The sequence below is a fragment of the Roseburia sp. OM03-7AC genome, from assembly GCF_003462625.1.
GTDB lineage: Bacteria > Bacillota > Clostridia > Lachnospirales > Lachnospiraceae > Roseburia_C > Roseburia_C amylophila.
Genome location: NZ_QTZJ01000005.1, coordinates 78539 through 101944, shown reverse-complemented (window position 1 = coordinate 101944; position 23406 = coordinate 78539). Strand labels below are relative to the sequence as shown.

General features: G+C 40.0%; 23 protein-coding genes and 1 pseudogene. 22 read left to right on the top strand and 2 right to left on the bottom strand.

Features of this window, described 5'->3' with window-relative positions; genetic code table 11:
• Positions 1–24 precede the first annotated feature (24 nt).
• The 11 genes from DXB39_RS10795 to DXB39_RS10745 all read left to right on the top strand — a co-directional run bounded on the left by DXB39_RS10795 (position 25) and on the right by DXB39_RS10745 (position 13622).
• Complete coding sequence (locus DXB39_RS10795; RefSeq protein WP_117699085.1) at positions 25–801, top strand: ABC transporter ATP-binding protein; 777 nt, start codon at positions 25–27, stop codon at positions 799–801.
• The gene (locus DXB39_RS10790) at positions 798–1985 is read left to right on the top strand and encodes an ABC transporter permease (protein ID WP_117841705.1); all 1188 of its coding nucleotides are present in this window, start codon (positions 798–800) and stop codon (positions 1983–1985) included. The genes DXB39_RS10795 and DXB39_RS10790 overlap by 4 nt, the downstream gene beginning before the upstream one ends.
• Positions 1986–2105: 120 nt before the next feature.
• On the top strand, positions 2106–3131 hold the full coding sequence (locus DXB39_RS10785; protein ID WP_117841706.1) for a branched-chain amino acid aminotransferase: 1026 nt from the start codon (positions 2106–2108) through the stop codon (positions 3129–3131).
• 647 nt (positions 3132–3778) lie between these two features.
• Positions 3779–6937 (top strand): isoleucine--tRNA ligase, encoded by a 3159-nt coding sequence (ileS, locus tag DXB39_RS10780; RefSeq protein ID WP_117841707.1) that lies wholly within the window; start codon positions 3779–3781, stop codon positions 6935–6937.
• 88 nt (positions 6938–7025) lie between these two features.
• On the top strand, positions 7026–9500 hold the full coding sequence (locus DXB39_RS10775) for a glycogen/starch/alpha-glucan phosphorylase (protein WP_117841845.1): 2475 nt from the start codon (positions 7026–7028) through the stop codon (positions 9498–9500).
• A gap of 371 nt (positions 9501–9871) precedes the next feature.
• Entirely contained in the window at positions 9872–10747 is an 876-nt protein-coding gene (locus DXB39_RS10770) for an Rpn family recombination-promoting nuclease/putative transposase (RefSeq protein WP_117841708.1), read from the top strand.
• Positions 10748–10777: 30 nt separating this feature from the next.
• On the top strand, positions 10778–11299 hold the full coding sequence (locus DXB39_RS10765; protein ID WP_117841709.1) for a hypothetical protein: 522 nt from the start codon (positions 10778–10780) through the stop codon (positions 11297–11299).
• Positions 11300–11326: 27 nt separating this feature from the next.
• A complete protein-coding gene (locus DXB39_RS10760) occupies positions 11327–11875 on the top strand; it encodes a histidine phosphatase family protein (RefSeq protein WP_117841710.1) in 549 nt (182 codons plus the stop codon).
• Positions 11876–11910: 35 nt separating this feature from the next.
• Positions 11911–12555 carry a YczE/YyaS/YitT family protein gene (locus DXB39_RS10755; RefSeq protein ID WP_330415599.1) on the top strand — a complete coding sequence of 215 codons (645 nt, stop codon included), beginning with the start codon at positions 11911–11913 and terminating at the stop codon, positions 12553–12555.
• Between the two features lie 170 nt (positions 12556–12725).
• Positions 12726–13079, top strand: a complete 354-nt coding sequence (locus DXB39_RS10750; RefSeq protein ID WP_117841711.1) for a hypothetical protein — start codon at positions 12726–12728, stop codon at positions 13077–13079.
• Between the two features lie 165 nt (positions 13080–13244).
• Entirely contained in the window at positions 13245–13622 is a 378-nt protein-coding gene (locus DXB39_RS10745; RefSeq protein ID WP_021748087.1) for a translation elongation factor Tu domain protein, read from the top strand.
• A gap of 117 nt (positions 13623–13739) precedes the next feature.
• On the opposite strand, the pseudogene DXB39_RS10740 reads toward DXB39_RS10745, so the two are convergent.
• Positions 13740–13917, bottom strand: a pseudogene (locus DXB39_RS10740) (ATPase); the annotation flags it as partial.
• A gap of 190 nt (positions 13918–14107) precedes the next feature.
• On the opposite strand from DXB39_RS10740, the gene DXB39_RS10735 reads away from it, so the two are divergent.
• The 6 genes from DXB39_RS10735 (at position 14108) to DXB39_RS10710 (ending at position 18283) form a co-directional block, all read left to right on the top strand.
• A complete protein-coding gene (locus DXB39_RS10735; RefSeq protein WP_117841712.1) occupies positions 14108–14533 on the top strand; it encodes a GNAT family N-acetyltransferase in 426 nt (141 codons plus the stop codon).
• A 28-nt stretch (positions 14534–14561) separates the two neighbouring features.
• Positions 14562–15188 carry an alpha/beta fold hydrolase gene (locus DXB39_RS10730; RefSeq protein WP_117841713.1) on the top strand — a complete coding sequence of 209 codons (627 nt, stop codon included), beginning with the start codon at positions 14562–14564 and terminating at the stop codon, positions 15186–15188.
• On the top strand, positions 15172–15582 hold the full coding sequence (locus DXB39_RS10725) for a VOC family protein (RefSeq protein ID WP_330414822.1): 411 nt from the start codon (positions 15172–15174) through the stop codon (positions 15580–15582). The genes DXB39_RS10730 and DXB39_RS10725 overlap by 17 nt, the downstream gene beginning before the upstream one ends.
• A gap of 208 nt (positions 15583–15790) precedes the next feature.
• Positions 15791–16456, top strand: a complete 666-nt coding sequence (locus DXB39_RS10720) for a helix-turn-helix domain-containing protein (RefSeq protein ID WP_118087770.1) — start codon at positions 15791–15793, stop codon at positions 16454–16456.
• 93 nt (positions 16457–16549) lie between these two features.
• On the top strand, positions 16550–16762 hold the full coding sequence (locus tag DXB39_RS10715; protein WP_242994244.1) for a hypothetical protein: 213 nt from the start codon (positions 16550–16552) through the stop codon (positions 16760–16762).
• 132 nt (positions 16763–16894) lie between these two features.
• Entirely contained in the window at positions 16895–18283 is a 1389-nt protein-coding gene (locus DXB39_RS10710) for a bifunctional diguanylate cyclase/phosphodiesterase (protein ID WP_243006017.1), read from the top strand.
• A gap of 51 nt (positions 18284–18334) precedes the next feature.
• Here DXB39_RS10710 and bilS read toward each other — a convergent pair whose 3' ends face one another.
• Positions 18335–18847: a flavodoxin family protein BilS gene (bilS, locus tag DXB39_RS10705; protein WP_117841715.1), complete on the bottom strand. Its 513-nt coding sequence runs from the start codon at positions 18845–18847 to the stop codon at positions 18335–18337.
• 237 nt (positions 18848–19084) lie between these two features.
• On the opposite strand from bilS, the gene DXB39_RS10700 reads away from it, so the two are divergent.
• The 5 genes from DXB39_RS10700 (at position 19085) to rbr (ending at position 23387) form a co-directional block, all read left to right on the top strand.
• A complete protein-coding gene (locus DXB39_RS10700) occupies positions 19085–20767 on the top strand; it encodes a GGDEF domain-containing protein (protein WP_243006018.1) in 1683 nt (560 codons plus the stop codon).
• Between the two features lie 331 nt (positions 20768–21098).
• The gene (gene bcp, locus DXB39_RS10695) at positions 21099–21554 is read left to right on the top strand and encodes a thioredoxin-dependent thiol peroxidase (RefSeq protein WP_005604299.1); all 456 of its coding nucleotides are present in this window, start codon (positions 21099–21101) and stop codon (positions 21552–21554) included.
• Positions 21554–22303 (top strand): peroxide stress protein YaaA, encoded by a 750-nt coding sequence (gene yaaA, locus DXB39_RS10690; protein WP_117841716.1) that lies wholly within the window; start codon positions 21554–21556, stop codon positions 22301–22303. The genes bcp and yaaA overlap by 1 nt, the downstream gene beginning before the upstream one ends.
• A gap of 128 nt (positions 22304–22431) precedes the next feature.
• Complete coding sequence (locus DXB39_RS10685) at positions 22432–22824, top strand: Fur family transcriptional regulator (protein ID WP_117841717.1); 393 nt, start codon at positions 22432–22434, stop codon at positions 22822–22824.
• 20 nt (positions 22825–22844) lie between these two features.
• Complete coding sequence (gene rbr / locus DXB39_RS10680; protein WP_117697963.1) at positions 22845–23387, top strand: rubrerythrin; 543 nt, start codon at positions 22845–22847, stop codon at positions 23385–23387.
• Positions 23388–23406 lie beyond the last annotated feature (19 nt).

The window sequence follows — 23406 nt, the reverse complement described above, 5'->3', positions numbered from 1 at the left end:
AGACGATAACTGAAAGGAGAAGTTATGGAGGAGATTATGAAGGTAAAGGGTCTCAATAAGACCTTTACATTATCCCAGAAACAACAAAAGATTGAGAAAACCAATGAGAAGAAGCGAATTGCAGTGCATGATTTATCATTTACTTCTTATCGGGGAGAGGTGTTTGGACTGCTTGGACCAAACGGAGCCGGAAAGACAACCACACTTCGTATGCTGGCAACACTGATTAAACCGGATTCCGGAGATGCTGTTTTAGATGGCAGCAGTATTGTTAATGCACCGGAAGAAGTACGTGGCAAGATCGGCTTTCTGACCAGTGAACTGAAATTAGAGGGCTTTTTTACACCAAATTATTTATATAATTTCTTTTCGGATTTATACGGAGTAGAGCCGGCTGTCCGGGATGAAAGAAAGAAGAGACTTTTTGACCGCTTCGGCATCACACAGTTTGCAGAAGTGAAAGTAAAGGATATGTCAACCGGTATGAAACAGAAGGTTTCTTTGGTTATTTCCTTAGTCCATGACCCGGAAATCATTATCTTTGATGAACCGACCAACGGACTTGATGTTCTGACAGCCAAAGTAGTAACGGATTTCCTGTTAGAGCTTAAGAAAGAAGGAAAGAGCATCATCGTTTCTACCCACATTTTCAGCCTGATTGAGAAAATCTGTGACAGAGTCGGAATTATCATCAAGGGAGAAATGATTATCTGCGATACATTAGAGGCAGTGAAAAATGGCAAATCATTAGAAGACAGATTCTTTGAAATCTATGAAGAAACGGTAGGTGAAGCAGAATGAGAAACAATCTTATAACAATTATAAAGAAAGAACTTGCCCGCTTCTTCGGGGATAAGAGAATGGTATTTACGACTATTTTAATGCCGGGCTTACTGATTTATATCATGTACAGCTTCATGGGAAGTGGACTGACCTCCAAATTCGAAGCAGATGAGGATTATACTTACCGTATTTATGCAGAAAATATGCCATCTACTGTTTCTTCCATGATAAAGGGCAGTGATATTAAATTGGAATATTTAGACAGAGATGGCATCAGCGAAGAGGATATGAAGCAGGCAGTAACTGATAAAGATGCCGAACTTCTGATGGTATTTCCAGAGAATTTTGAAGCGGATGTGCAGGCATATGACAGTATGACAGCAGCTACACCGGCTCCGCAGGTAGCCTTATATTATAATTCTGCAGATACCGAATCCACAGCATGTTACCAGATTATGACTGCAGTATTAGATGGATATGAAGCTTCTATGGCAAACAAGTTTGATGTCAACAGCGGGGACACAGAATATGACCTTGCCAGCAAGGAAGACAGCACCGGACAGATTTTCTCCATGATGCTTCCAATGCTGCTTATGATATTCCTCTTCTCAGGATGTATGGCAATTGCACCGGAATCCATAGCAGGGGAAAAGGAGAGAGGAACTATTGCTACCTTATTGGTAACACCGATGAAACGTGGGCAGCTTGCTATGGGAAAAATCATCAGCCTTGGCATTATCGGACTTTTAAGTGGAATTTCCAGTTTTGTGGGTACCATGTTATCCCTTCCAAAATTAATGGGAACAGAATCCAATGCAATGGATGCCAGCGTATACAGCGTCACTGATTATATCCTTTTATTGCTGGTGATTCTTACCACAGTATTGGTACTGGTTGGAGCATTAGCTGTAATTTCAGCATTTGCAAAGACAGTAAAGGAAGCCGGTTCTATGATTATGCCGCTGATGGTTGTGGTAATGGTAATTTCCATTACATCCATGCTTGGAAGCGGAGCACCGAAGGAATTTTACTGGTATCTGATTCCTTTCTATAACAGTGTGCAGGGCATGACCGGAATTTTTGATTTCTCCTACAGCGGAATCAATATTGTGGCATGTCTTGTCAGCAACCTTATTTATACCGGTATTTTATCAACGGTACTGGCGAAAATGTTTGGCAGTGAGAAAATTATGTATTCCTAGAAAAAAATACTAGACAAATAGCTTTTATAGGACTAAAATAATGAAAAAACATAGAACAATAGAAAGCTATAACACCAGGTTATAACATCTATTTGCGACAAATGAATGGAGGATGTTATTATGGAAAAGAAGGACTTAGACTGGTCTAATCTTGGATTCGGTTATGTAAAGACCGATAAGAGATATGTATCAAATTTCAAAAATGGAGCATGGGATGAGGGAGCTTTAACCGATGATGCAGATATTGTATTGAATGAATGCGCGGGTGTATTCCAGTATGCACAGACCGTATTTGAAGGATTGAAAGCATATACAACAGAGGATGGACATATCGTTACTTTCCGACCTGACTTAAATGCAAGCCGTCTTGCAGATTCAGCACGCAGACTGGAAATGCCGGTATTCCCGGAAGAGCGTTTTGTAGATGCAGTACAGAAGGTAGTAGAAGCAAATGCAGCATATGTTCCACCATATGGTTCCGGTGCAACACTTTACATCAGACCATACATGATGGGAACAAATCCTGTAATCGGTGTAAAACCAGCGGATGAATATCAGTTCCGTATGTTCTGTACACCGGTAGGACCATATTTCAAGGGTGGCGCAAAGCCAATTACCATCCGTGTCAGTGACTATGACCGTGCAGCACCTTGCGGAACCGGTAATATCAAAGCTGGTCTGAATTACGCAATGAGTCTTCATGCAATCGTAACTGCACATGCAGACGGATTTGATGAGAATATGTACTTAGACCCTAAGACAAGAACTAAGGTAGAAGAGACAGGTGGAGCAAACTTCATCTTCGTTACCAAGGATAATAAACTGGTTACACCGAAGTCAGATTCTATTCTGCCATCCATTACACGTCGTTCACTGGTATATGTTGCAGAACATTATCTTGGAATGAAAGTAGAACACAGAGAAGTATATTTCGATGAAGTAAAAGACTTCGCAGAGGCAGGACTTTGCGGAACAGCAGCAGTTATTTCTCCAATCGGAAAGATTGTTGACCATGGTAAAGAAATCTTAATCCCAAGTGGAATGGAAGAAATGGGACCTGTAACAAAGAAACTTTATGATACTCTGACCGGAATCCAGATGGGACGTATTGAAGCTCCAGAAGGATGGATTAAGAGAATCCTGTAAGAGACATATTGTAAATGAAACATAAGAAACACGCATTGCGGGTTTCCTACATAAACGAGAGGCGGTATCCGGAAGGATGCCGCCTTGTTTTGTGTTGTTCAGTATTTGTAAGAAGCTGCCAGAAATCTGTAAGAACTCCCGGTGGTAGCATCTGTAGATATAGAAAATTTGAAAATAGGAATTGACATTTAAAAATACAGGTTCTATACTTATTAAGAATATGAAAAGACGATGACGAAGAGAGTAGTTTTCCATGGAAAGTCAAAGAGAGCCGGGGCAGGTGGAAACCGGCATGAGTAAATGGAAAATGAAAATCACTTCCAAGTTGCAGTTCAAACAGGCAAAGCTGCGTTAGTAGAAACTGACGGATTTCCCCCGTTATGGGAACGTATATGCGAAGCTGTAAGCTTCAAGTATGTTGTAACAAGGTGGTTAGAAACGACAGGCGCGCGTCCTTATTACAGGACGGCGCCTTTTTTACTTTACAGGAAATTGCTTTCCTGTAAAGTAAAAAACGCTCCGCGAGGATGCACACTGCGGCGTATAAGGTAGATGTCGCAAGCGACCGCCGCAGGCGCGAGAATGTGCCAAGGCACATTCTTTTTTACGCGGCTAGCGAGAAACTGAAATTTTAAAGGAGGACTAACATGTACGAAAAAGTTTCCCCAAATCTGAATTTTGTGGACAGAGAAAAGCAGACTGTAAAATTCTGGAAAGAAAATGACATTTTTAAGAAAAGTATGGAGAACCGGAAAGAAGGCGAGACCTATACTTTCTATGATGGACCGCCAACTGCAAATGGTAAGCCACATATCGGTCATGTATTAACCCGTGTTATCAAGGATATGATTCCAAGATACCAGACCATGAAGGGCAAATATGTCCCACGTAAAGCCGGATGGGATACCCATGGACTTCCGGTAGAGCTGGAAGTAGAAAAGCTTTTAGGATTAAACGGAAAAGAGCAGATTGAAGAATATGGTATGGAGCCATTCATCAAGAAATGTAAAGAATCCGTATGGAAATACAAAGGAATGTGGGAAGATTTTTCAGGAACCGTTGGATTCTGGGCTGATATGGATAACCCATATGTAACCTATGATGATAATTTCATTGAATCTGAGTGGTGGGCTCTTAAGAAAATCTGGGATAAGAAGCTGTTATACAAAGGTTTCAAGATTGTTCCTTACTGCCCGAGATGTGGAACTCCGCTTTCTTCTCAGGAAGTAGCACAGGGATATAAGACGGTAAAAGAACGTTCCGCAATCGTAAGATTCAAAGTAATCGGAGAAGATGCATATTTCCTGGCATGGACCACAACTCCATGGACACTTCCATCTAACGTTGCACTTTGTGTAAACCCGGACGAGACTTACTGTAAAGTAAAAGCTGCTGACGGATATACTTATTATATGGCAGAAGCACTGTTAGATAAGGTACTTGGCAAATTTGCGGATGAAGAAAATGGCGTAAAAGCATATGAAGTATTGGATACTTTCCCAGGAAAGTCATTAGAGTACAAGGAATATGAGCCATTATTTGACTGCGCAAAGGAAATCTGTGAGAAACAGCATAAGAAAGGCTACTATGTAACCTGTGATACTTATGTAACCATGACAGATGGTACCGGTATCGTTCACATCGCACCTGCATTTGGTGAAGACGATGCCCAGGTTGGACGTAGATACGAACTTCCATTTGTCCAGCTGGTAGACGGAAAAGGAGAACTTACCAAAGAAACTCCATATGCCGGTGTATTTGTAAAGAAAGCAGACCCAATGGTATTAAAAGACCTGGAAGAAAAAGGACTGCTCTTTGATGCACCAAAATTTGAACATGAATATCCACACTGCTGGCGTTGTGATACTCCGCTGATTTACTATGCAAGAGAATCCTGGTTCATTAAGATGACCGCTGTAAAAGAGGATTTGATCCGCAATAACAATACCGTAAACTGGATTCCGGAATCTATCGGAAAAGGACGTTTCGGTGACTGGCTTGAAAATATTCAGGACTGGGGTATTTCCCGTAACCGTTACTGGGGAACTCCGCTTCCTGTATGGGAGTGTTCCTGTGGACATCAGGAGTGTATCGGAAGCCGTGCAGAATTAGCAGAGCGCAGTGGTAACCCGGATGATGCCAAAGTAGAATTACATCGTCCATACATTGATGCAGTAACCTTCAAGTGCCCGGATTGTGGCGGCGAAATGCATCGTGTACCGGAAGTAATTGACTGCTGGTTTGACTCAGGAGCAATGCCATTTGCACAGCATCATTATCCATTTGAAAATGAAGACCTCTTTAAACAGCAGTTCCCTGCACAGTTTATTTCCGAGGCAGTAGACCAGACCCGTGGATGGTTCTATTCCCTGATGGCAGAGTCTACCTTATTATTTAATAAAGCACCATATGAAAATGTTATCGTATTGGGACATGTACAGGATGAAAATGGACAGAAGATGAGTAAGTCCAAAGGAAATGCCGTTGACCCGTTTGATGCATTAGAGACTTACGGAGCAGATGCAATCCGCTGGTATTTCTACATCAATTCTGCACCATGGCTGCCAAACCGTTTCCATGGAAAGGCAGTACAGGAAGGACAGCGTAAATTCCTTGGAACACTTTGGAATACTTATGCATTCTTCGTGTTGTATGCAAATATTGATGAATTTGATGCAACCAAATATACACTGGATTATGAGAAACTTTCCGTTATGGATAAATGGCTTCTCTCCAAACTCAATACACTGATTAAGACTGTAGATAATAATCTGGGTAATTATCGTATTCCGGAAGCTGCAAGAGCACTGGATGAATTTGTAGATGAGATGAGTAACTGGTATGTAAGACGTTGTCGTGAGCGTTTCTGGGCAAAGGGCATGGAGCAGGATAAAATCAATGCATATATGACTCTTTATACTGCACTGGTAACTGTATGCAAGGTAGCAGCGCCGATGATTCCTTTCATGACAGAAGAAATTTACCAGAACCTGGTATGCAGCATCGACAAGAGTGCGCCGGAAAGCATCCATCTTTGCGACTATCCGGTGGCAAACGAGAGCTGGATAGACAGTGAATTAGAGAAAAATATGGACGAAGTATTGAAAATCGTTGTTATGGGCCGTGCCTGCAGAAATACTGCAAATATCAAGAACCGTCAGCCGATTGGAAATATGTTTGTAAAAGCACCATTTGAATTATCCGAATACTTTACAGAGATTATCGAAGATGAGCTGAATGTAAAGAAAGTGACATTTACAGAGGATGTCAGTGCATATACTAGCTATACCTTCAAACCACAGCTTCGTACCGTTGGACCGAAATTCGGTAAATATTTAGGCCAGATTCAGAAAGCACTTGCAGAATTAGACGGCAACAAGGCAATGGCTGAGCTTAAGAGCACAGGTGCACTGAAACTTGACAGTATAAGCGACGAAGTTGTATTATATGAAGAGGATTTACTTATCACCATGACACAGCAGGAAGGTTACATGACAGAAGGTGATAATGAAGTGACCGTAGTTCTTGATACGAACCTTACTCCGGAACTTTTAGAGGAAGGAATGGTAAGAGAATTAATCAGCAAAATCCAGACAATGCGTAAGGAAGCAGGATTTGAAGTAATGGATAAAATTACTGTTTCTTATAAGGCAGATCAGAAAGTAAAAGACATCTTTGCAAAATATGGGGAAGAAATTGCAAAAGAAGTTCTGGCTGAGAGCGTTGTGGCTGATACGGTGAACGGATATCAGAAAGAATGGAACATTAATGGTGAAACAGTTGTGCTTGGCGTGGAAAAGAAATAAGCAGAATAAAGATAAGGGAGCGGAGCCGACAGTGGCTTGCTCCCTTTTTGCACAAAAAACACCGGAATCGAAACAAAAGGAGAACATTATGAAAAGCAAAATGTTTGAAAAGGAAACCTTCAAAAAAGAGGTAGTTGAGAACGTAAAATACCTCTATCGTAAGACAATGGATGAAGCAAGCGAGCAGGAAATTTTCCAGGCAGTATCCTACGTTGTAAAAGATGTAATCATTGACCAGTGGCTTGCAACCCAGCAGGAATTTGATAAAGCAGATCCAAAGATTGTATACTATATGTCCATGGAGTTCTTAATGGGCCGTGCATTAGGCAATAACCTGATTAACCTAACTGTGTACAATGAAGTGAAAGAAGCTTTAGAGGAAATGGGAATCAACTTAAATGCCATAGAGGATCAGGAGCCGGACCCGGCACTTGGAAATGGTGGACTGGGAAGACTTGCTGCCTGCTTTATGGAATCTTTGGCAACTCTGGGATATCCGGCATATGGTTGTGGAATCCGTTACCATTATGGAATGTTCCGTCAGAAAATAGAGAATGGTTATCAGGTAGAAGAGCCGGATAACTGGTTACAGAATGGATATCCATTTGAATTAAAACGTCCGGAATACAATTTCGAAGTAAAATTTGGTGGATATGTACGTGCAGAGGCACAGCCAGATGGAAGAACCAGATTCGTACAGGAAGGCTATCAGTCCGTAAAAGCAATTCCTTATGATATGCCAATCGTAGGTTATAACAATAATGTAGTAAATACATTGATGATCTGGGATGCAGAGCCAATGGAATGCTTCGAGCTGGATTCCTTTGATAAAGGTGATTATCATCGTGCAATCGAACAGCAGAACCTTGCAAAGAACTTAGTAGAAGTTCTCTATCCGAATGATAACCATATCGCAGGAAAAGAGCTTCGTTTAAAACAGCAGTACTTCTTTGTATCTGCCAGCTTACAGCGTGCTATTGCAAGATTTAAGAAGAATCATCCAGATATCCATATGCTTCCTGAAAAAGCAGTATTCCAGATGAATGATACCCATCCAACCGTAGCAGTTGCAGAGTTAATGCGTATCTTACTGGATGAAGAAGGTTTAGAGTGGGATGATGCATGGAATATTACAACAAAATGTTGTGCATATACCAACCATACCATCATGGCAGAAGCATTAGAGAAATGGCCAATCGAGATTTTCTCAAGACTGCTTCCTAGAATTTACCAGATTGTAGAAGAAATCAACCGTCGTTTTGTACTGGAAATCCAGCAGAAATATCCTGGAGACAACCACAAGGTTGAGAAGATGGCAATTGTATATGATGGTCAGGTAAAAATGGCTCATCTGGCAATCTGTGCAGGATATTCTGTAAATGGTGTAGCGGCACTTCATACAGAAATCCTTAAGAAACAGGAATTAAAAGATTTCTACGAGATGTTCCCGGAGAAATTTAATAATAAGACCAATGGTATTACACAGCGTCGTTTCTTAATGCATGGAGATCCATTACTTGCAGACTGGGTAACCAAATATGTTGGAAAAGACTGGATTACAGACCTTTCCCGCATCAAGAGATTAGAGTTCTATGCAGATGATGAAAAGGTTCAGCAGGAATTCTTAAATATCAAATATCAGAACAAGCTGCGTCTTGCATCTTATATCGAAGAACACAACGGAATTGAAGTAAATCCTCGTTCTATCTTTGATGTACAGGTAAAACGTCTGCATGAGTATAAACGCCAGCTCTTAAATATTCTTCATGTAATGTATCTTTATAATGAATTAAAAGAGCATCCGGATATGGAATTCATTCCAAGAACTTTCATTTTCGGAGCAAAAGCAGCAGCAGGCTACCGCAATGCAAAACTTACCATCAAATTAATCAACTCTGTTGCAGATGTCATCAACAATGATAAGTCTATCAACGGAAAGATTAAGGTTGTATTTATCGAAGACTACAAGGTATCCAATGCAGAGATTATTTTTGCAGCAGCAGATGTCAGCGAGCAGATTTCTACCGCAAGTAAGGAAGCTTCCGGAACCGGTAATATGAAGTTCATGCTGAATGGAGCGCTTACTATCGGAACCATGGATGGTGCAAACGTTGAGATGGCAGAAGAAGTCGGCAAAGAAAACATGTTTATCTTCGGTATGAGCTCTGACGAAGTGATTGCTCATGAGCAGAAACGCGATTATGACCCAATGCAGATTTTCAACAATGATCAGGATGTCCGTAAAGTTCTGATGCAGTTAATCAACGGATTTTATTCACCAAATGATCCGGAATTGTTCCGTGACCTTTACAACTCACTGCTGAATACACAGTGCACACAGTACGCAGATACTTACTTTATTCTGGCAGACTTCCGTTCTTATGTGGAAGCACAGAAGAAGATTAATGCTGCATATGCAGATGAAAAAGAATGGGCTAGAAAGGCAATCTTAAATATTGCAGCTTCCGGCAAATTCTCATCTGACCGTACGATTCAGGAATATGTGGATGATATCTGGCACCTGAACAAAATCACTGTTACAGTAGATGACAAAGCAGAATAAAATTAAGAAATAAGAGCATAAGCATAAAAACAGAAAGAGGCAGCAGCCCGGCAGGGTTGTTGCCTCTTTCTGCTTTAAGACGTTAGGCATCCGTAAGAAGCACCGGTGACAGATTCTGTGAGGTTTAAGCTACTGGGAAAAATTTACTTGTATTCAAAGAACTTATTTGTTACAATCAACACAAAGCATATATTCTGATTTTCGAATGGTGAAAGCCAGTCTAAATTTCTAGTATCAATTCAATGAATTCTATGCTTTTAAATTCTAATAACAATTAATAAACGCATAGTGCATTGAAGAGGCGGAAGTTTAGGAAAATATGAGATATATGCAATCCTGCTTTTCACTGCATTATGGGAAAAGGAGGAAAAATGAGAACTTTAGAAGAACTGAATCTGGTGGATGACTTTTTAGTAAACAGCTTAACCAGTCACAAAATTTATGGGGAACAGTCAGCGAGGTATATTTTGGAATGCATTCTGCATCGACAGATAGGAAAGCTTACGGTAGTGCCACAGCGTTTCTTTTGCGGAGAGAATACAGAAACCCACGGAATCCGGCTGGATGTATATCTGGATGAAGAGAATGGTGAAATCTTTGATATAGAACCGGACCAGAATGATGGGAAGAACGAGATGGCAGCATTACCAAGAAGAGTCCGGTTTTATCATGCAAAAATTGATGCCGGAAATTTACCATCGGGCGAAACCTATGGAAGTCTTCGGAATGTTGTTGTTATTTTCATTACAACCTATGATCCCTTTGGACTGAATCGTATGGTGTATACAATCAAGAATTGTTGCATCGAGGTGCCGGAGTTAAAGTATGAAGATGGGGCGCAGACCATATTTTTGTATACAAGAGGAAGTGAAGGAAATCCACCGGATGAATTAAAACAGCTACTGCATTACATGGAGCATTCATCCGTAGAGAATGCTTCCACCGAGAAACTGAAAAAGTTACACCGGATGGTAACTGCAGTCAAGCGGGATGGAGAGGTAGGTCTTGCATATATGAAGAGCTTTGAGAGAGAAGAAAGAATTCGGAAACAGGGCGAAGAGGAAGGCAGAAAAGAAGGAAAAAAAGAAGGTCTGGAAGAGGGCGAAATAGTAGGAAAAACGAAGGAAGTTATAAAACTTGGACGCAGATTCGGAAAGTCAGAGAAGGAAATTATTTTATTGCTGCAAGAGGAACTGCATATAGATAAAGATAAGGCAACGTATTTCCTGAAAAAGTATGATAAGTAAGACGATTAGAAAGAATGTGAGAATTACAGCATGAGCAACAAATTGGCGAAGCATCAGAAACAAAAAGAACGATTAACCGGAAAGCAGAAGAAAGTTCTGTTCTGGAGTTGTTTTGCTGCTTTAAGCATAGCTTTTCTGGCGGTCTGGTTAAACGTATTTTTGACGTCGAAGGCACTTCACAGACAAATGGAAGAGATGGTATTAGGAGAAGATTATGATAGAGAAGATGTTGTGATAACGGATAAAAAGAGTGAAGATGCTACGGCGGATAATGCCATATCTCAAAATTATTTCTTCTATTATCATGGTGGCAAAACGAATGAATATAATAAGCGGATGCAGGTGCCGGAAAGTGTATATGCAGAATATAAAGTGGGAGATACCATAACTGCATATACCACAGATCATATAAAATATTCATATAATAAAGCGGGCATTCTTCCGGATAAAAAATTTAGGAACAATGAATTAATGAAAGTAGCCGGAGTGGTGCTTGGGGCTGCAATAGGTTTCCTGAGTTTGTGGGGCTTATTAAACAGAAAGATAAGTTAAAAACTATGATTTTAGGAGAAATTCAAAATGTTATATATTATGCGGCATGGAAAAACGGAATGGAATGCATTACATAAAATACAGGGAAGAACGGATATCCCATTAAATGAAGAAGGACGCCTGATGGCGGAAAAAGCATGCGAAGAGTATAAGGATTTGCACATAGATGTGTGTTATTGTTCTCCGTTGATAAGGGCTGTTGAGACAGCACAAATTGTGTTAAAAAACCGGAAAATTCCAATAATAAAAGACGAACGGCTGATGGAAATGAGTTTTGGCGATTATGAGGGAATCGAAAACAGCTTTGCTATTCCGGATTGCCCGATTAATATTTTGTTTCAAAAGCCGGGAGAATATCACGAATCGATAGGTGGAGCAGAAACCTGGGAGGAACTCTTTGCAAGAACCGGAGCATTTTTGAAGGAAGTGATAGACCCGCAGCTACAGGAAGGTAAGGATATCCTGATTGTGGGACATGGTGCGATGAATGCAAGCATTATCTGTCAGGTGAAAGGTATGCCGATTGAGGAGTTTTGGAGTGCGGGACTTGAACAGTGTAAAATTTTGGAAGTGTAAATTGGATAGATGTTGAAATATGATAAGTGAATGGAATGGAAAAACGGAATGACATGAGTAAATTGGAGTGGACAATAAAATTAATTATTATAGTGGCTGGTTCAGTCGTTGCGGCATATGGCATTACGCTGGCGCTGTATGCGGGATTTGGTGGTGCCACCCTTGCGGTATTATGGCAGGGAATTTCAAAAACATTTCATGTAAGCATCGGTATGGCATCCATGATAGTAGCCATAGTTATGATTGTATTTGCGTTTTTCTATGACAGGTCACAGATACATATCGGCACGATACTTTATCAGATTGTATATAGCCTTTGTGTAGATTTGTTTGCAAATGCACATGTGTACAGTACGCATATATGGGTAAATGCACTTATCATGTTATTAGGAATTGTGATTTTTGCCATAGGAACCGGATTTTATGCGGCAGCCTCCCTGGGGCGGGGTTCTTATGAGGCACTGACTTTTTCTCTTGCAGAGAAGAACAACTGGCAGGTAAAAATTGTACGAATGGTACTGGATGTCGTGATGGTTGTGACAGGTGTTATGCTGGGCGGAAAATTTGGCATATGCACCATAGTAACAATCCTCATTTCCGGACCGGTCATCCAGTTTACTGCGGCAAAAACGAAAAAGTTAATTTGTGTTGCTTGTGGCAACGACCGTTCTGATATCTAATAGAGGTATCAAAACAAAGGAGGCACATAGGACTGTCCCACTGTGCATCTTATAATTCAAGAATAACTCCTTTACCGGCATATGGAGAATGCGAAGAATAAGAAACAGACAGAGTCGGAGAGGGCAGAAGCAGAGAGAGTGGAAGCAGAGGCTGAATTGGAGGAATAGACATGGCTGCTACAATTATTTATTTGGTAATTTCATTATTGATTTCACTTATTTTTATCATACTTGGAATTATGCAGTATAGGTCTGAAAAACCAGTATCAATAAATACAGGAGAGAAACCACTTCGTAAAGATGAACTGACAAATGTTACGGAATGGAACCATAGACATGGCAGAAATTTTATTATTTTGGGTTGTGTGCTATTTATTACACAAGCTGTTTTTGGATATTTTATTAAAAAGCTGGATGGCGTTGTGGTTCAGGTGGTTATTTATATGATAGTTCTATTTTCTGAAATCGCATGGGTTGAGTTTGAACATAATATGATGAAAAAGAAAATGATAAAAAAGCATTGAAATAACAACTTATAATTTGCAAAAAAATGAAGGTTCCTGAGGGGCTTTACCCCGATAACCTGGAATTGACCGAGCTCTTTGAGTGAGGGATACTTCTTGTCCGAAGGGCAAGAAGGTGGAACTGAGAAGAATTAAAACAATCGGAAGTTATAAAGGAGAAACACTATGGGATTATTTGGTAAAAGCAAAAAAGAGCGAGAAAAAGAGTATATGAACAGATTAGATGTTCCATTATGTTTAAAAGAAGACTTTGAATTGATTATTGATGATGTATTTACAATTATGGGGGTTGGAACAGTTGCCACAGGAAACATATCAACAGGAATGTGTAGAGAAGGAGAAAATGCGTGTGTTTATAAAACAAATGGAGGTGTATTAGAGACTATAATTACTACCATCGATATACATACAAAAGAACGAAAATCAAATGGTTGTGGATATAAAACAGAGCATGTTGGACTTGGGTTAAGAGGAGTTTCTAAGGAACAATTAGAAAAAGGAGATAGAGTGATTGTAAAGAATGCCAATATGTATGGAATGTAATTACAAATTCCAGTTTGATGGAGAAAAAATCATTCATGCCCTATGTTATATAGTTTTTGTATGTTTTCAGGAAGACTCCTTTATATAGTTCGTTTTGCCTTCCTGATAATGTTCTTACACATAGGCGTGTAAGGAATGTTATTCCTTGATTTTTTTCATACGCCAAATCCATGAAGTCGATGAAGATAATCTTGATGTCAGGAGTGCCATTCAGTTCAATGATTCTATCGATATATTTTGCTCTCGTGATTGTTTTTATATAGGCACCCACTTTCAAAAACACAAATTTTTTTATTTTTTGAAAGTGGAAACTATGTAAAGGCAACCCGAAGGCTGCCCGGACATCAAAGCCTATAGAAACGCTCAGAGGCTGTTTTACAGTGGGAAAAAGAAAAAATATCAAAAAATTGATGATTAATGGTGAGCTTGTGATAGAATGAAAAAAGAGAAAAGCAGAAAGGATGTAGTTGTGGAGAATATTTGTTATGATTAGAAAGTTGCTGAACGGAGATATCGATAGAGTTGCTGACATATGGTTAAAGACAAATCTGAAAACGCATTATTTTATTTCCAATCAATACTGGAAAAGTAATTATGAATTAGTGAAAGAAATGATGTCACAATCCGAAGTCTATGTGTTTGAAGTGGATAAGATGATACAAGGATTTGTAGGACTAAATAATGAATATATTGAAGGTATTTTTGTTCCTGAAGAAATGCAGTCATGTGGCATAGGTAAGCTTTTATTGAATTATATTAAGGATAAAAAAGATAGATTACAATTAAATGTATACCAGAAGAATGCCAGAGCAATTTCTTTTTACCAAAGAGAAGGGTTCATTATTCAATGTAAAGGTTTGGATGAAGCTACTGGTGAAAAAGAATACACTATGCTATGGAAACAAAAATAGAAATCAAAATTTGACGGAGTGACAATATATGAAGTATTTATATTTGCATGGACTAGGGCAAAAACCAGACAGTTGGAATAGAGTAATAAAAGAAACGAAAGTATCGAAAAGCAGTTGCAGTTTGAGTTTATCAGAGCTGTTAGAAAGGAAATCTGCTACATATAAGGAATTATATTCAGCATTCTCATCAGAATGCGACAAGGAGAACGAAGAAATTGTCTTATGTGGGCTTTCTCTAGGAGCTGTTTTGGCACTTAATTATGCGATAGACCACCCAGATAAAGTAAAGGCACTCGTATTAATTGCAGCACAATATAAAATGCCCCGAAAATTATTGAAAGTTCAGAATATATTGTTTCATCTTATGCCGAATTCGGCATTCAATAAAATGGGCTTCAAAAAAGCAGATGTTATTAAACTATGTGGTACGATGGCTGAATTAGATTTCAGTGACTCACTGCATAAGGTGTCTTGTCCGGTATTAATCGTTTGTGGAGAGAAGGACAATGCAAACAAAAAAACTTCAAAAGAACTTTGCCATTATCTGAACAATTCCTACTTCCATGAACTTATGAAAACAGGTCATGAAGCAAACATAGAAGTCCCGGAAGAGTTGGCGATTGTGTTGCAAAGATTTTATGATAGTATCAGTTAACTTCCTGCTTGTGAGGATTGCACCATTTGCATTATATGTAAATAATCTGGAAGAAGCAAGAAATTTTTTTGTGAAATATTTTGATGCAAAATCAAACGATGGATATCATAATTTTCAGACGGATTTCCGCTCTTATTTTCTTTCATTTGATGATGATACACGCATAGAGATTATGAATAAACCAGAAATGTCGGATTGTCCCAAAGAGCTTACTCGTACCGGATATGCGCACATTGCTTTTAGCGTAGGCAGCAAAGAAAAGGTTGATGCTTTGACTGCAGAGTTAAGGGCGGATGGTTATAAAGTTGTCAGCGGTCCAAGAAAGACTGGAGATGGTTATTATGAAAGTTGTATTGTTGCATTCGAAGATAACCAAATTGAAATTACAGTCTGAAAAATAGGAGGCACAAATCGGAAATGGACGAGGTTTGGAGAGATAATCAAAAAGCAGGCAATGCAGGAAGAGAGGGAAAACCTTGAATCCTGCATTTTTTATACGCACTAAACCAGGAGTAGAGTGCAAAAATATCGAAATTCATATAGAATAAAGGTATCAAAATATCAGGGAGGAGAAGAAGTCCGGCAAACGGACGAGGATGGGTATGGATAAAGAAAAAACAGGCGAATATATCAGAAACCTTCGGAAAAAGAAAGGCTGGACACAAATGCAGCTTGCAGAACAGCTTCATATTTCAGACAAAGCAGTTTCGAAATGGGAGCGCGGAATCTCATTTCCAGATATTGAATTAATGGAGGAGCTGGCACAGGTATTTCAGGTGGATGTTGCTGATATTATCCGGGGAGAAGAGGCTGGCAGGGCAGAGCATACGGTAAATGAGCTGGTAAAAGATACTATAGATATTGCAAAGAGGGAGAAAAAAAGACAGATACGAAAGTACCGGTGGGTGTTGTGTATTCTGTTTGTGCTATTTGGAGTTTTAATCGGATACAGTGTAGAGAACATTCAGAAAAATTATATTTTAGAATATCATTTATGCATGAATGCAGTGGTTGAATCGAAGGGTGAGGTGATTTATGTAAGAGAGACAGATGCAAATGGAAAAAATCCCGGAAAGGTATATCGTCTGGCGCAAGATGATGCAATCCCGGTAACATTACCGGATGGAAGTGCCGGAAGTTTTAAAGATATTAAAGAAGGACAACATATTCAAATCTGGTATTTGGGACACCGGGTATTATGGAAAAATGCATGGATACCGGGCGTAGAGGAAGTAGAGATTACAAAGGAGGTTAAAAAAGCTGTATAGAATAAAAAAAGTAATTTGTTGTGTGATAGTATTGGCAATATTGGGGAGTATGCCAGTAAATGCAAAAGAAGTATTACAGAATGAAAATGAGGCATGGAGTCCTTTGCAGAGCTTGCAGAGAACACTATGGAGAAAGCCAACTCCCAGGCAGAGTCCTTGGAGCAGATTGGCCAGGAAATTGAACAGCTGTCCGGCGTAGTACAGGGCAATGCTGCATCCTCCGAAGAGAATACTGCGATCAGTATTAATCTGGCAGAGGGAGCAGCCAAGATGCATGACCGTGTGAATATCTTTAAGCTATTCTAGAAAATGGCAGGAATAGAGTGAAGTTGTCGGAAGGAAGGTTCTTGTTGTGATTAATGATATATTTAGAGTGTTTGGAGAGCAGACAGCAGAAATCTTATTTGAGATCATTACAGGTGGCTTGATAAAGAAGGTATGCCGGTCTGGATTAACTGCCGTGGTATCGTGATCATTGATCAGCAGGGAAAGGCAGAGTATCTGGTCGGGTGTCTGAATGAGACCGGCAACAGGAGAAGAGCCGATAATGTCACAGGACTGCTTGGCGGGCCGGAATTCCTTGCTTACCTGCGTGCACAAAAGGAACCCATTTCCAAGGGTTTTCTTATGCATATAGGAATTGATGATTTCGGAGCAATCAATAGTTCCAGAGGAGCGGATTATGGTAACTATATCTTAAAAAGTGTTGCCGACTGCATGGAGAGCTGTCTTTCTGATAATCAAAGGCTTTACCATCTGGTTGCGGATCAGTATGTGATCGTGGATCTGGAAGCTTCCTCTGCAGAAGACGCTGTGGCACTGAAAGAAAAGATTACAGATAAACTTCGTAATTTCATAGTAGCCGAAAATTATGAAGCTATATTTTCTATTTCGATTGGTGTTATAGATGCAGCAACCTTTTGTGAGGGAATCGAAGAATGCCGCAAAAAGTTTGAATTTGCCTTGAAACAGGCAAAAAGCATGGGTAAAAATGGATTCTATATTTTTGACCAGGATGACTATGAGGTCTTTTTACGAAAAGGAAGAATCATAGCAACACTTCGTAATGCTATTGTGAACCATTATGATGGCTTTGAAGTATACTACCAGCCGATCGTGGACTGTCAGTCCGAACAGATCATTGGAGCAGAGGCACTGATGCGTTTTTCCATGATAACGGAAGAAGGGCGGGAGTTTGTTTCACCGATGGAGTTTATCCCATTATTGGAAGAGACCGGATTGATCATTCCCGCTGGAAGATATATTTTGAACGAAGCTGCAGCAATGTGCTGTGAAATGCAGAAATATATTCCTGACTTCCGGATGAATGTAAATGTATCCTATGTTCAGATTCTGCAAGGCAATGTGGAGCGGGATATTCTGGATGCAATTCAAAAATATTCATTACAGCCGGAATGCTTATGTGTTGAAATGACAGAAAGCGGATTTATGGATATGACACCTTCGTTCTGTAAATTTCGTAAAACTCTGGACAAGAACGGAATTCCCTTTGTGGTCGATGATTTTGGAACAGGATATTCGAATCTTCATTGTATCCGTGATATGAATCCAAGTTACGTGAAAATGGATAGGGATTTTACTGCCAAGGCGATGAACAGTGCGAGGGATTATGAATTATATAAAAATATCATCCCAATGGTACATAGTATTAACGTCAGGATATGCGCAGAAGGCATCGAGGAAAAAGAATGGCTTCTGAAAATGAAAGAAATGAAGGTTGATTATCTGCAGGGATATTATTTTGGAAGACCATGTGGAAAGAAACAGTTTCTACAGCAATATGTCAGTGGCATCAATGTTAAATAAAGAGAGTAAGGTAGCCTCAGATATGTGGGGCTGCCTTATTTTATGGTCTTATCAGAAGGATGAGTTCCTAACGGCTTGTCTGAGTCTCTCCAGGTCATCTGCATCAGGGTGAGACAATGCACAGTCAAAATTCTGGATCAATACATCAAGATTTGCCGGATGATCGGGAGCATCCTTCATTTTCAAGTAGCGTTCCCGGACAGACTGTGGCATTCTGCCCTGACACATATACTCTCCGACGATAACATTACTTGCATCAACGAACTGCTTAACCTGATTCAGGATTTTCCGGAAATAGATATCACTGCCACCAAAGCCTGCAGTTCCAAACAGAAAAATCTGTTTATTCTTTAACTGTGATAATAGCTGTAATGTCTTGGTATCGGCATTTCCCTTGTCTGTCCAAAATCCGATATAGAGCAGTTCGGAAGAAGGAATCACTGTGTCGGACACACCGAAATACTCACATTCATCCTGAGGTAATGCCTCGTGGATTGCATCAGCCAGCACCTTGGTATTACCTGTTAAGCTGCTATAAACGATGGAATATTTTTTATTCTTCATATCATGTTGTCTCCTTTCATAGGATCATGAAATTATCATATCGCATTCCTATTTTAGTTCGGAAAGCATGATTTGTCGAATGAATTTTCCATAAACATTTTACAGAGCGAAATGGATAGTTGCTTTTCCTGCCGTTTGTGATAAATTTGTTCATAAGTGAGGGAAAAATCATGGACAGAACTCCGATAAGGGAATAAAAGCCGGGCTGTCCCGGTATCATTTAATGAGGTAGAAAAGTTGACAGAAGAGAAATATACAATCCGAAAGTATAAAAGAATTTTATTTTATGTGGTGATATGTGTGCTGCTTGCGGCATTCCTTTTGGGACAATATATTTACCCAAGTGAAAGGGAAACGGTCACGGAGGAAAGCATTACTTATACCGGAAACTTTTACCGGGTGCTGGCAGACGGAACCAAAGAGGAAATCCCGGTTCCGGGCAAATGTGATGTGCCTGCCGGAGAGCCTCTGGTCATCCGGTCAGTGCTCCCACAGGATTATCATGAAAATACGATCGCCATCAGGTCCTCTCTGGAGAATGTGCGCATTTACATCGGTGGGGAACTGAGGGCGTTGTATGATACGGAGAATACCAGACCTTTTGGGAAAAATTCTGCCAGTGGGTATGTGTTCTGCGAGACATCCGGCGAGGATGCGGGGCAGGAAGTGCGGATTGAACTGCAGTCCTTTACCGACAAGTATTCCGGTGTCGTCAACACGGTATATTGTGGGGACAAATCAGATATCTGGGCATATATACTCCACTGCTATTTTATGGTAACTCTGATCGCCTGCACCATGCTGTTTGCCGGACTGGTCGTGCTGATCATCAGTCTGGTGCTTGATATTATATATAAGACGAGATTTGATCTGGAGTACCTGGGATGGTGCATGATTCTGGGAGCAGTGTGGATGCTGGGAGAATCGAAGCTGCGCCAGCTGTTCGTTTCCAATGCTTCTATTCTGTCGAATATGTGCTTCTTCGTTGTGATGCTCTGCCCGGTTCCGCTCATGTTCTATATTGACAGTGTGCAGCAGGGAAGGTACCGGAAGGTCTATCATGTGGCAGAGTGTATCACCTGTGTGAACTTTGTACTATGCACGTCCTTACAGCTACTGAATATCGCAGATTTTATCTCGACAATGTTCTTGTCCCACCTAGTGATTGCAGGAACGTTCCTGACAATATTTATCACCATTTGCCGGGATCTCATCAAGGGAACGGCGAAACATTACAAGCTTCCGCTGATCGGACTGGTAGTTGCCATGATTGCAGTCATGCTGGAGGTGACAGAGGTGTATCGAGTGGTGTCAATGTCAGGGATTTTTATCGCAACCGGACTGGTGGTCCTGCTGGTCGTTACGCTGATCCAGACAATGGACCGCATCCGCGAGCTGGAGCTGGCCAGGCAGAAAGAGGCCAGGGAAAGCCTGGATTATCTGACAGGTCTTCCTATGCGTCATAAGGGTGAAAAGCTGATCCTTGAGAAAATGCAGGAGCATGATGGCTGTCTGGGATTTGTCGATATGGATAATCTTAAGAAGATCAACGATGTCTATGGACATAAGGCGGGGGATCGTGCTCTCAGGCTGGTAGGAGCAATGCTCACAGAGTGCATGGAGAACGCAGTGGTCTGCCGGCTGGGAGGAGATGAATTCCTGTTCTATCTGCCGGAGGCATCAGAAGAAGAGATGAACATGCGGATGAGAAAGCTGTTTGAAAGCTTTGGTGCGGCAAAAAATCTCACGGCAGAGACTTCACCGGCATCCCTGTCCTGCGGTCTGTGCATGTGCAGACAGGGAGGAAACTTTGAAGAATATTATATAAGAGCGGACAAGACATTGTATTATGTCAAACAGAATGGTAAGAACAGTTACCGGTTTTATGAGGAGCTTGAGGAACAGCAGACGGATGCATAGGCCAGAAAAAATGACCTGGAGGTAATCGCCGGAGCATCATCCTTGCGTGAAGCCATCAAACGATTCTGAACCTTCCGTGTTCCATGGGGATGGACATACATGTGGTGAGCATGGATGTGGAAACCATAGCTGTCATTAAGAAGAATAAAAAATACAACACGAAAGGATGTGTCAAGGTAATGCAAGAATTATCGTGATACATCCTTTTGTATTTGGATTGATTATTTTTCTTTCCCTGCTTGTCGGAAGTAATGGATGGAATGTATAATATTGTTAATGATCCAGAGATATTTATTTTGGAAACAGATTAATCAATTTGGAGGAATAAAATATGTTAGAAGTAGGAAAAAAAGCACCGGACTTTGAATTGCCGGATCAGAATGGAGAAATGCATAAATTAAGCGATTATGCAGGAAAAAAAGTGATCCTATATTTTTATCCAAAGGATAATACACCAGGATGTACGAAGCAGGCATGTGGCTTTTCTGAGCGTTATCCACAGTTTACTGAGAAGGGAGCTGTTATTCTCGGAGTAAGCAAGGACTCTGTAGCGTCTCACAAGAGATTTGAAGAAAAATACGGACTGGCATTTACGCTATTAGCAGATCCGGAGCGTAAAGTTATTGAAGCATATGATGTCTGGAAAGAAAAGAAAAATTATGGAAAAGTATCTATGGGTGTAGTAAGAACTACATATCTTATTGATGAGCAGGGAATCATTATAAAGGCAAATGATAAAGTCAAGGCGGCAGATGATCCTGAAAATATGCTTAAGGAATTGGCATAATGAAGATTATTTTATCACCTGCAAAAAAGATGATTGTAGATACCGATAAATTAGCACCGGTTGAACTGCCTGTCTATATTGATAAGACAGCAGAAGTATTAAACTGGATGAAAAGCAAATCAAAAGAAGAACTGAAAGCTATCTGGAAATGTAATGACAAGATTGCAGAGCAGAACTTTAACAGATTGGAAAATATGGATCTTTATAACAGGCTTACTCCGGCTGTTTTAGCATATGAAGGGATTGCATTTCAATATATGGCACCGTCTGTGTTTGAAATCCAGCAGTTTGAGTATTTGCAAAATCATTTAAGAATCTTGTCTGCGTTTTATGGCATTTTAAAACCAATGGATGGTGTGACTCCTTATCGTCTTGAAATGCAGGCAAAGGTTGGAATTGGAGATGCAAAAAATCTGTATGAGTACTGGGGAGAATTGTTATACCGCTCAGTAATCGATGACAGTAGGATTATCATTAATCTTGCATCAAAAGAATACTCAAAATGTATAGAAAAGTATCTGACACCACAGGACAGATATATTACGATTGTATTTTGTGAGTTATCCGGAGATAAATTGGTAACAAAAGGTACCTATGCCAAGATGGCTCGTGGTGAAATGGTCAGATTCATAGCGGAAAATAATATTGAAAATCCGATGGAGATTCAGAAATTTGACAGACTCGGATATTCGTTTAGGTCTGATTTATCTTCAGATTCAGAATATGTATTTGAACGCAAAATAAAATAGTTATTCAGGTAAAAGATGCTCAGTTTGGCATCTTTTATAATAATGAGAATTATTACTATTTTTTATTGACAACAGGATGATAGTGATATATAATCCTTATTAAGAACTAATCCTAATAAGGAGGACAAATGACAAGTAGGAGAAATACCATTCAAAAAGATCTTGTAAGAAATACCGTATACGAAATGAGAAGACACGTTACGGCAAATGAAGTGTATGAATTTATAAAAGAAGCATATCCAACAATTGGAAAAGGAACTGTATATAGAAATCTTGATATATTGGTAGAGGAAGGTGTATTAAGAAAGGTTGAAGTTCCGGATGGACCGAACCGATTTGATTTTACATTGAAAAATCATTACCATGTAAGATGTATAAAGTGCGGTGAAATTTTTGATGTGGATATGGATCAAATACCGGATTTGCTGGAAAGAATTCATAACACTCATGGAATTGAATTTGTGGATTATGATATTTCATTTAAAGGCATTTGCCCGAAATGTAGGGAGAAAAAGTTGTAAAGAAAACGGAGGTAAAAGAGATGGCAGATAACAAATATGCAGGAACACAGACAGAGAAGAATTTGCAGGAGGCATTTGCAGGGGAATCACAGGCAAGAAATAAGTATACCTATTTTGCTTCTGTAGCGAAAAAGGAAGGTTACGAGCAGATGTCAGCATTGTTTTTAAAGACTGCAGATAATGAGAAAGAACATGCAAAGATGTGGTTCAAGGAATTAGCAGGAATTGGTGATACAAAGGAAAACCTGGCGGCAGCGGCAGAAGGCGAAAATTATGAGTGGACAGATATGTATGAAGGCTTTGCTAAAACAGCTGAGGAAGAAGGATTCCCTGAGCTTGCAGCAAAATTCAGGGCAGTAGGTGAGATTGAGAAGCACCATGAGGAAAGATATCGTGCACTTCTTAAGAATATTGAAACTGCACAGGTATTTGAAAAGAGCGAAGTTAAGGTATGGGAATGCCGTAACTGCGGACATATTGTGGTAGGAACTAAGGCGCCTGAAGTATGTCCGGTATGTAATCATCCACAGAGCTATTTTGAAGTACATGAAGAGAATTATTAAGGAGATGAGATTATTACGA